The organism is Vibrio sp. 10N.261.52.A1, from assembly GCF_002876325.1.
In the GTDB taxonomy this organism is placed as follows: Bacteria; Pseudomonadota; Gammaproteobacteria; order Enterobacterales; family Vibrionaceae; genus Vibrio; species Vibrio chagasii.
In genome coordinates this window covers 1-9,501 of sequence record NZ_MCYD01001137.1, presented here as the reverse complement: position 1 = coordinate 9,501, position 9,501 = coordinate 1, and the positions used below count along the sequence as shown (strand labels likewise).

The 9,501-nt window shown below is 44.3% G+C and carries 8 protein-coding genes; 1 reads left to right on the top strand and 7 read right to left on the bottom strand.

The annotated features are described in order from the left end of the window. Window positions 1-224 precede the first annotated feature (224 nt). The 4 genes from BCT81_RS24415 to BCT81_RS24400 all read right to left on the bottom strand — a co-directional run bounded on the left by BCT81_RS24415 (window position 225) and on the right by BCT81_RS24400 (window position 5,029). Window positions 225-557, bottom strand: a complete 333-nt coding sequence (locus BCT81_RS24415) for an Hpt domain-containing protein (RefSeq protein WP_008216978.1) — start codon at window positions 555-557, stop codon at window positions 225-227. Continuing rightward, window positions 551-2,140, bottom strand: coding sequence for a response regulator (locus tag BCT81_RS24410; RefSeq protein ID WP_102426147.1), 1,590 nt, complete (start codon window positions 2,138-2,140; stop codon window positions 551-553). The genes BCT81_RS24415 and BCT81_RS24410 overlap by 7 nt, the downstream gene beginning before the upstream one ends. A 270-nt stretch (window positions 2,141-2,410) precedes the next feature. Then, window positions 2,411-3,961: an MDR family MFS transporter gene (locus BCT81_RS24405; protein WP_102426146.1), complete on the bottom strand. Its 1,551-nt coding sequence runs from the start codon at window positions 3,959-3,961 to the stop codon at window positions 2,411-2,413. A gap of 3 nt (window positions 3,962-3,964) precedes the next feature. Next, window positions 3,965-5,029, bottom strand: coding sequence for an HlyD family secretion protein (locus tag BCT81_RS24400; RefSeq protein ID WP_102426145.1), 1,065 nt, complete (start codon window positions 5,027-5,029; stop codon window positions 3,965-3,967). Between the two features lie 127 nt (window positions 5,030-5,156). Between BCT81_RS24400 and BCT81_RS24395 the strand changes: the two genes are divergently transcribed. Beyond that, complete coding sequence (locus tag BCT81_RS24395; RefSeq protein ID WP_102426144.1) at window positions 5,157-6,059, top strand: LysR family transcriptional regulator; 903 nt, start codon at window positions 5,157-5,159, stop codon at window positions 6,057-6,059. Between the two features lie 84 nt (window positions 6,060-6,143). Here BCT81_RS24395 and BCT81_RS24390 read toward each other — a convergent pair whose 3' ends face one another. From BCT81_RS24390 to BCT81_RS24380, 3 genes are all read right to left on the bottom strand, one after another. Continuing rightward, on the bottom strand, window positions 6,144-8,456 hold the full coding sequence (locus tag BCT81_RS24390; RefSeq protein WP_102426143.1) for a glycoside hydrolase: 2,313 nt from the start codon (window positions 8,454-8,456) through the stop codon (window positions 6,144-6,146). A 118-nt stretch (window positions 8,457-8,574) separates the two neighbouring features. Continuing rightward, window positions 8,575-9,393 (bottom strand): DUF2861 family protein, encoded by an 819-nt coding sequence (locus BCT81_RS24385; RefSeq protein ID WP_102426142.1) that lies wholly within the window; start codon window positions 9,391-9,393, stop codon window positions 8,575-8,577. Beyond that, window positions 9,390-9,501, bottom strand: a 112-nt coding sequence (locus tag BCT81_RS24380; RefSeq protein WP_133152713.1) for a winged helix-turn-helix domain-containing protein, incomplete at its 5' end; no start/stop codon positions are given. The genes BCT81_RS24380 and BCT81_RS24385, both read right to left, overlap by 4 nt.

Below are 9,501 nucleotides of genomic sequence, written 5' to 3'. Positions count from 1 at the left end.
GTTTTCATTTTCATAAAATTTAAACGTATAGAGTAGCTTCGCTACTTAAATACATCCAAACGATTTGAACTCATAGGTAATACGAAAGGAATAAATTATTCACGAAAATGACAAGTGTAGAGGTTCTGTGATTCTACAAAACCTCAGTACTGATCGTTATTTGGTGGTGGGACAAAATGGAGTCAGCGGGACGAAATCCTTGATTAATAGGGACGACATCCAGATTAATAGGTGCTGAGCACTTCATCGATTTGTTGATTAATAATTTTCATCTCACTGTAGATGAGTGAAAGGTCATCAGCTTCAGGAGCAACTTTGTTAAACGTGTTTTGTTCAACTCTTTCGAGGGCAACTGTTGCTGTCTCTTCCCCGAAGCTGGCTAATATGCCTTTTAAGGTATGCACCGTGAAATGAAGCTTGCCCCAATCTTGCTGTTGCACCAGTTCTTCGATCTCTTGTAATGAATTACCATGGTCTTCTTGGTAGGTTGATAACACGGCAAAAATGACATCTCTGTCATTGTCTAGGTAGGCATTTAAAGCATCAAAATCTAGCATATAGACTCCTGTCGGCTGCATGTTGAAAATGGGCTGGGCGGCTTAGTGGAATAACCATATTTTGATGAGTCACTAATCCATTGATTCCATCTAGGAGGAAGGTCTAACTGAATAAGATCTTCCACGTATTCGTCGCTAAGGTCTGTTTCAACGCATGCGTTATTGACAGCGTAAAGATAGTCTAGCTTAGCGGCGACTGAATAGGGGTAATTGGTAATAAAGTCGCGTAGCTCTTGGAGCGAACCTGAGTCTTCGATGTTGATACAGTTCGAAGGATCGTCTTTGCGAGATTCCAGTTTATCGTTTATTGTCTCACCGCGTGATTTCAAACACTCCTCAACGATGTGATACAAAGAGTATTCACCAAAGTGGCAGAGCAAAGGCAGAAGTTGCGATAGCAGTGAAGTCGGTTGATTGTAAAACTGATTAGCTAACAATGTAGTTGCTCGTATCACTTTTTTGTGTGCAACGAACGGGCTGCCTTCAATCAACAATATATTGCTATGAAAGAGGGCGAGGCTTGCTAACACTTGTTGTTGAAGCGTGGCGGGAAGCTTCAAATTGACCAGCTCGGTAAATTGGTTGGCATGCTCAAGCAAAAGACGCTTATTCTGTACTTGAGTTTCTCTTTGGTACGTCGCTTTAAGAGAATCGAAGTGAGTTCTAATAGAATGTATTACGTCGATATCGGCGGGTGAAATATGGCTTGCGTACATTTCACCAAGCTTAATAAGCATGTGTGTATTGTCAGCGTTCTCAGCCAAATCGATCGCTCTGATTGCGCGATGGCTAATACTTGGCGTCATCTCAAATGCGCGAATAGCCAACTTTAACGCGGGCAGTAGCATGTTGTGTTTTTCATAAATGCAGCTGAGGCAATCAATCACGTTTAACGATAGTGGTTGCACGATAAGGTAGTTGTGCAGTTTCTCTATTGCCAAATTCGGCTTTCCCAAGCTGTCTAGAATTAAGGCTTCTGCGACCAATTTGGTTGGGTGCATGTTAGTTTTAGAGTGAGTGATGAGACTAGAGAGCAATTGCCACTTCTTCCCAGCGATTAGGTGCTCAATCAGTGTTGCTTCGAATTGAACGTTGGATTTCTCGCTGGTTATTTCTAATGCCTGTTTGAGTAATTCCGGTGTGGTAATGGGGTATAGGTGGTTGAGTTGGTCTATTTGTCTTGACTCAAACACGGCACTTTTGATCTTTTTGCCTAATGCCTGGGTGTTAATTGGCTTAGAAATAAAATGGTGAGCTTCTCCTGATAGGGCCGTAAGCACTGTTTCTTGGCGCATATCCCCGGAGAGTAAAATTGTTGCAACCGTGTGGTCGATAAGTCGATTACGATACAGAATACCTAGTAGCTCAAAGCCGGTAAAAGATTGCTCTAAGTGGTAATCAATGAGAAGTACATGAAACGCATGCGTTTCGACAGCCTTAATGGCTTGTCGATAATCCGTCGCAATGAAAATACACTCGTGGGCAATACCTAAACTAGCTAGCTGTTGTTTGATCAGAATCGTCGCGCTTTTAGAGTCGTCGACAATTAAAACCCTTAGGTCTCCTAGTAAGGTCAAATCCATTTTCCTTTATACCAAATGATATTTTTAATTTAGGTGTCAGGTTGCACATTGTCAAGATGCTCGGTTCACATCTATATGATCAATAAGCTATTGGTAATTAAAGAGTATTCACAAACAATCGAGAGTGTTGCTCCTCGGCTACTGTTTTTCCCTTAGTTTTGTGAGGTTAACACTTGTTTGAGCAAAAGAGGCAAGCGGTTAGACTCGCCTCTTTGTTTAATTGGAACTGTATTTATCTACGATTCAAACGGCATTTGTAAGCCTTAAAACTTAATCACGCATACTAAGAATTAGCACTGCAGCTAATGCCAAGAATGCAGTCATCATGAGAAACACATCATTGTAGGCCATGATAGCTGCGTCACGTTGCATGGTTCCTAACAGGCTTGCCTGTGCTTGTTGCATCGCTGTCGCGGCATCACTGCCAGATTGGATAAAGAACGCTTGTTGATCTTTGAGTGTTTGCCAACCTAACTGACTTACTGAAGGTAGTGACTCTTTAATATGTGCTAGATGCTCACGTGTCTTGTTGTCCAAAAGGGTAGCGATGATCGCAATACTGAACGCCCCGCCTAGGTTACGCATAACGTTAGTTAGTGTAGAGGCGTCAGGCGTATCCATTTTTCTGATGTTCTTCATCGCCACTAAAGAGAGCGGAACCATGATGAACGGGCTACCAATCGCACGCAATACCATAGATAAGATCAACTGTTGGCCACCAAAATCTATGGTCATGTGGGTATTTACGTAACAACTGAAACCAAACATCGCGAAGCCAAAGGTCACTAAGTATTTCGGCTTAATGATTTGAGTCAGCTTAGGTACCATTGGAAATATCAACAGTTGAGGAAAACCCATCCACATGAGTACTTCGCCGATTTCCATCGCGTTGTATTGCTGAATCTGAGTGAGGTACATCGGCAATACGTAGATAGAGCCAAGTAATGCCATACCCAATATCAGGTACGCTAAGCAAGACATCGCAAACTGCCCATCTCGTAATAGCCGTAAGTTAACCAATGGTTTTTTGTGTTGAAGCTCATTGATGACGAAGTAGACTAAGCTCACTGCAGAGATGATGCTCAACGTAATGATAAAGCTTGAACTGAACCATTCTTCACGGTTGCCTTCTTCTAGCACCACTTCTAAACAACCAAGTCCAAGTGCCATGGTAGCGATGCCGAACCAATCGGCTTTCTTCAGCGTACCAAGGTCGAGCTTTTCATCATCCAAGCCGTACCGGATCATGGTGATCACAAGCAGGGCTGGTGGGATGTTGATGTAGAAAATGTAATGCCACGAGAAGTTCTCGGTTAACCAGCCACCAAACGTGGGGCCGATAGATGGAGCAAATGTCGCGGTAACGCCAAACAAAGCCATGCCGACAGCACGCTTGTTGATAGGCAGTAACTGTATAACGAGTGAGAAGGCAAGTGGTATCAAAGCACCACCACTAAAACCTTGCATCGCACGGAACACGATCATCGAGGTCATGTTCCAAGAGAATGAACACAGTAACGATGACACGGTGAAGATCGCTGTAGTCCATGTTAGGTAACGACGTTTACCTAATGCTTTTGAAAGCCAACCACTGAGAGGAATAGCGATCATTTCTGCGACTAGATAAGAGGTCGAGATCCATGAACTTTCATCTAGGGTAGCAGATAGCGCACCTTGAATATCTTTAAGAGACGAGTTGGTGATCTGGATATCCAAGATAGCCATAAACGCACCGATCAAGCCGCCAAATAGGGCGATCCAATGGCGAGTTGATACTTTGTCCTCATCATGAGTTGAGTTGATAACACCAGCGCTGCTCATGGTCTAACCTCGTTTATCGATGGTCGCAACCACAGACAAACCAGGAAGCAATCTACCTTTTAACCCTTGCTGGTCTGGAATCGTAATTTTTACGGGTACACGTTGAACGATCTTCGTGAAGTTACCCGTTGCGTTCTCTGGTGGAAGTAGTGCGAACTTAGCACCAGTTGCAGGTGAGAAGCTATCGACAACACCTTCAAGCGGTTGTCCTGGGAAAGCGTCGAGTTCGACTTCAACCGTTTGGCCTTTGTGAATGCCACTAAGTTGCGTCTCTTTGAAGTTCGCCTCAATCCACACTTGGTTGTTTGGCACTAAGCTCATAAGTGGAGCACCAGCTTGAATCAACAAGCCTTCACGTACGCTTCGTTTACCAATTACACCGTCTGTTGGTGCGTAAACTTTGGTGTAATCAAGGTTTAGCTGTGCCTGTTCTTGTTGTGCTTGGGCTTCAGTGACCGAAGCTTTGGCTTGTTCTATCTCGCTGGCAATAACGGTTAATTGATCATTGCTAGCCACAAGGTTTGCTTTTGCTTCTTCTAAATCAGCAAGAGTCACTTTTTGTTGAGAGACCATGCTATCGACTTCATCTTGAGATGCATAATTACGTTTTAACAGGCTACGCGAGCGCTGCACTTGTTGAATCGCACGTTCGTATTCTGCTTCTGCTGAATCGACGCCACTTTCTGCTTGACTAATTTTGCTACGTTGTAACGTCTGTTGGGCGATAAGGTTCTTTACGTCAGACTGAACGACGGCTAGGTGAGCGTTAGCCTGAGCAAGCGCTGCTTGGTAGTCACGATCATCGATTTGAACCAATAGATCGCCTTCCTTAACAGATTGATTGTCCGTTACATAGGACTTAACGATATAGCCAGATACCTTAGGGCTGATATTGGTAATGTCGCCTTGTAGGTAGGCATTATCGGTCGACTCAAAGTACTGACCGTAACCGTACCAATATCCAGCGCCAGCTAAACCCAATGACAGCATGATCGCAGTGGCAATAAGCGGGGCTTTTTTACGTTTTTTTGTGCTTACTTGTTGCGAAGCGGTGTTGTTCTCTGCCATTTCTCTTTTCTCATTTTGTTTTTATTTGGATGTAACGAATTGTAAATGAATCTGATTGATTGATAAGATAGGAAAAAAGGGAAACACTGTTGCAAAAATCTTACTAATTATAGTTTTCGGAGGTCTTATGGACTTAAATGCTGTGACTGTTTTCACACAAGTGGTTGATTGTGGGAGTTTTACGCATGCTGCTGAAGTGTTGAATATGACGAAATCAACAGTGAGTCGAAAATTAGCAGAGCTAGAACAGCATTTAGGTGTGAGACTGATCACTCGTTCAACTCGCAGTTTGATACTCACGCCTGAAGGAGAGCGCTTCTATCAGTCGAGCCTTCAAATGCAAGAGATCATGAATCAAGCGGAGTTAGAAGTCTCTGCAAGCCAAGACCTGATTCGTGGTCCATTGAATGTAGTACTACCGGTAGAGTTGGGTCATCAAGTGCTTGCTAAATACATCCATAGCTTTCTGCTTGAATACCCGAATGTGACGATGAACTTGGAGCTAACCAACCGAGAAGTTGACATCATCGGCGAAGGGATCGACCTTTACGCGCAGATTGGTGAGCTGGTTGATTCAAGTTTAGTTTCTCGATACCTAACAACCTCTAAACGTGTGTTAGTGGCGAGCCCTAAGTATCTAGAACAAGTTGGCCCAATACACACGCCAAAGGACCTTAAGATTCCTTTTCGCATGATAGAGGTGGTAAACAAAGCCGCACGTTTACCTAAGTGGGAATTGCAATTAGGTGATGGGGAGTCTGAATTGATTCAGCTACCAAGCCAACTCCGGGTAAACACGATTACCGCGTGTTTAACGGCCTGTGTCGATGGCCTAGGGCTAGCAGTGTTACCTGAGTTCATCTGTCGGGAGCATTTCAAGACGGGTCGACTGGTGAAGCTGCTGCCGGAATACGACATGCCACAAGTTTCGGTAAGCTTGGTGTATGCCGACAGACAATTAATGCCGAAACGCAAGAAGGTGTTTATCGATTATCTACTCACAGCGTTTCAGAGTGAGAAGCGCAAGTAGCTTGGTTAGCTTAATCTTAGCTTTATTAAGGTAAGCTAACCCCCTTGGTTTTCTGCTAACAGCTAAGGGACTAAATTAATCACTTTAGTTAAGTTCGGCTTTCCACTTTATGACTTCTCCATTGCTTAATATCGCATTGATGGAAGCCGAAGCCACATCGATGTCGCCTTTATCAAACACTTGGTCTGAGAAGTTGGCGATGATCTTACTGCCATCACTGAACGTGGTTTGTTGGACGGTACCGTGGTTATTTAACCATGAGAAATCAATCAACGCTTTATCCCACAACTGTTCGTGTATCGGCTCAAACCCATCTTGGTAGTGTTTTAAGGCTTTGAGCCTCGGGCTTGTACTTTTGAGAGCTTCGTCTCTGGTTAAGTGAACCATCGCGGGCGTGTTATATAGCATGGCTGTTAAGTCACGGCTGGCTTTCACATTGGTAAACTTGAGACTGTCTGAGTGCCAATGGTGCGTATTAATCACTTCATCATGGAATACAGTTTGGTATAACGGTACACGATATTGCGGCGAAAACAGTAGCGACTTATAGGGCTCTTTAACCTTTGCTGGTTTGAAGAAAAAGTCCGGCTTATGATCTGGGTACCAGCGACCTAGGAAGTAGGGAGACTGGCGGTTTTCTTTCATATCTTTATCTGTCCAACCAAACCCTACCGTTTCCAAGCCGTGTGCAAACGCAATGCCCTTGGTGGTCAAGCTGTTGCCGTCTTCAGAGCCCAACACCGGAGACGGTTGTTCGCTCAGCCCCTGCATTCGGTTATTAAAGGCAGAAAGCATTTCCGACTCACTGGTATTGTCACTGTAGTCCTCACGGGCCATTGCCGTTGCATCGACATCTAAGAACAAACTATTGAAGTGACCAAAGTTCATGATGTCTTTGGCGCGCTGTTTTACATAGTCCAAATGGCAATTGGGGTTTAAGTAGAAGCCGTTACCACGAAATCCTTTTTTTAAACTCCCATCGGCTAGCTCAATCGCGCATGTTTTTCTTATTGGATCTGGCAGCTGAGCGGTTAACCAGCTGTCATTTAACTGAGCCGGTATTGCAGTGTTATAGGAGTCGTAAGTCCCCACCAGATAACCAGATTGCTTTGCTAACTCGACTGCGTTTGGTTGATAAAAAGCAGGCATCCAGTTATCAAAGCCCAACCAAAGCTTGTTTAATCCTGCGTTGTTTAGATTATCGACCATGCCGGATGATAAGGCTTGCCCCCAAGTATCTGGTGAGTTAAGAAATGACGACGTGTGTTCAGACAACCAGTTTTTTCGACTTTGCGCCGCGATGTATTGCGCCTCAATCGTGTTATCAGTGAGTGTCGGGGATGCGATGGCATAAAAGCTTTGTAGAGATTGGCTAATAGAATCCAACAGCAACTGTTTGTGGTATTGGCTCAACCAGTCCTTACCCTTAGACAAAGTGGATAGCTCACGCTTAGCTTGATTATATATGTTGAGCTTAGAGCGTTCAAAGTACCACTCTTTTAGTCCCCACCAGTCTGTTACATCTTGGATACTCAAAGGATCTTTACCAAACAGGTAGACATGACTTGCACCAACCAGCTTGCTAATGTCTGGATTACGCGCTTGCTTTGAGGCTAGTGATTCTGACAACCCATTGGCGATGCGCCAGTCGCGGTATTGCTTGGCACCATCGAGCATTGAATCGCCAAGCGTGATACGTACAGCAAAAGGTTGTGACTGATTTAGCGCGGTGAACTGATGCGATGCGCTCATATCGATAAGGGACTTGTTTTTACAGTCCGATTCAGACGTTACATCATTAAAAAACAGTTGGTTATTGGTTGGGTTGATCAATTGGTAGCTGATGAATTGACCATTCTGTTGTGTGGTCCAAAACGGCATCTTTAGGTCTTGAGTGGTGTTGCTTCCAGAGTGGTTATTGGCGAGATAATTCGCCCATCGCTTATTGTTGGTAGGCACGCGCATACCTTCACTAAAGGGCAGAAGCAGTGTTTGTGTTTCTTGTTCCGCAAGGTTGAACCACGCTAGTTCTATTGGTTGATTGCGCTTTACCTTGATATCGGAAGGTAGCGTGAATTGGAGGTCAAGTTCACCTTGATTTAACTCTGCGGTTACTGCGATACGGCTTGGCATTAACGTCCAAGCGGCACTGGTTGAATCCTTGGTTATCTCGGCCACTGTTTGAGGGATACGGTTAACGGTTAGCGAAGCACTGTTAATGCTTAGGTCATTCCAATCTATCATGAGCGTTTCTGGTGATATCGAAACGGTGTCGTTGGCGGTGTGGTCGGCAAGTATTAAATCGTTCTCTTGAGCATGTGTTGAAAAAGCACAAGCGGCGAATACGGCCAAAATGGCACAAGATGTAGCATTAAATTTGTGGTGGATACTAAGCATATCGATATTCCGTAAAGAGTAAGTACGGTTATTACATCTGAGATGCGTTAGTGTTTTGTCACCTATATGTCTCTATTTCTAATTCAAACAACCATCAGTATCTTGTTGTGGTTGGCCTTCAGAAGGGCACCGCAACACGCTGAACATATTGGATTTCAATCGCGCCTTGGTATTCAAACTTTTCTACAGAGGCACTCAAGTGGCTAGCTTTACCTACTGATGGGCTTTCTGTAGGAACAGCGACGTGTTTTGCTTTGATCGGAACTTTGAAACCTAACATGTTGTAGTTTTCATCAAACCATTGCCAACTTACATGGGTGCTAGGGCAGTTATCGATAACCTCTGGCGGCGTGACCACAACGTGTGCGTTCTCAAGCTTATTCTCCAGTGCTAACCAGCGATTGCTGTCATCTAAAGCGACTACAAGTGGGTAGTTGTTCGTCCCAACGGTTAATTGATAAACACCAGATTCTGGTTTGATGAACATCTCATTGGTTTCGATTTCTTGATAGTCGACGCCCGAGTTGAGCTGTCCTTCAATCATCGTAAGACCATCAGGAGCGATGAGTGTGACTGGCTGTGCTTTTTTATTTAGGTCACTTCTGCGTGGCTCGGCTGAGATCTTAATCTGATAGCCTTGTGACGAAAGACCGTAACGTTTAATAAAACTCACTTGGATGTGGTGGGCAGGTCCGTCGCTTTGTTTAAGTGTTCTTCCACATTGAGTTCTAGTGAGTATTTCTTGTTTTACGGGCAGCCAAAGCTGACTATCGAGCGATTCTTGATTGAGTGCGATCTGTAGCTCTTGCCATGCAAGCTGCGGTTGCTCATTAAGTAGCGATTGATAAGATCGTTGTAAAGGTGTCTCTGTAAACCAAGTCGCATGACTCGCAAACGGTAACGCACACAGCAAAGCGGTTAACGATGTTACTTTCATTTCGAATCCCCAACTAAACGGTAGCCAACGCCACGATGTGTCTCTAGTTGGAGTGTTGGCAACTTTTGGCGCAAACGCAGTATGTGGTTATCTACAGTTCGAGTACTC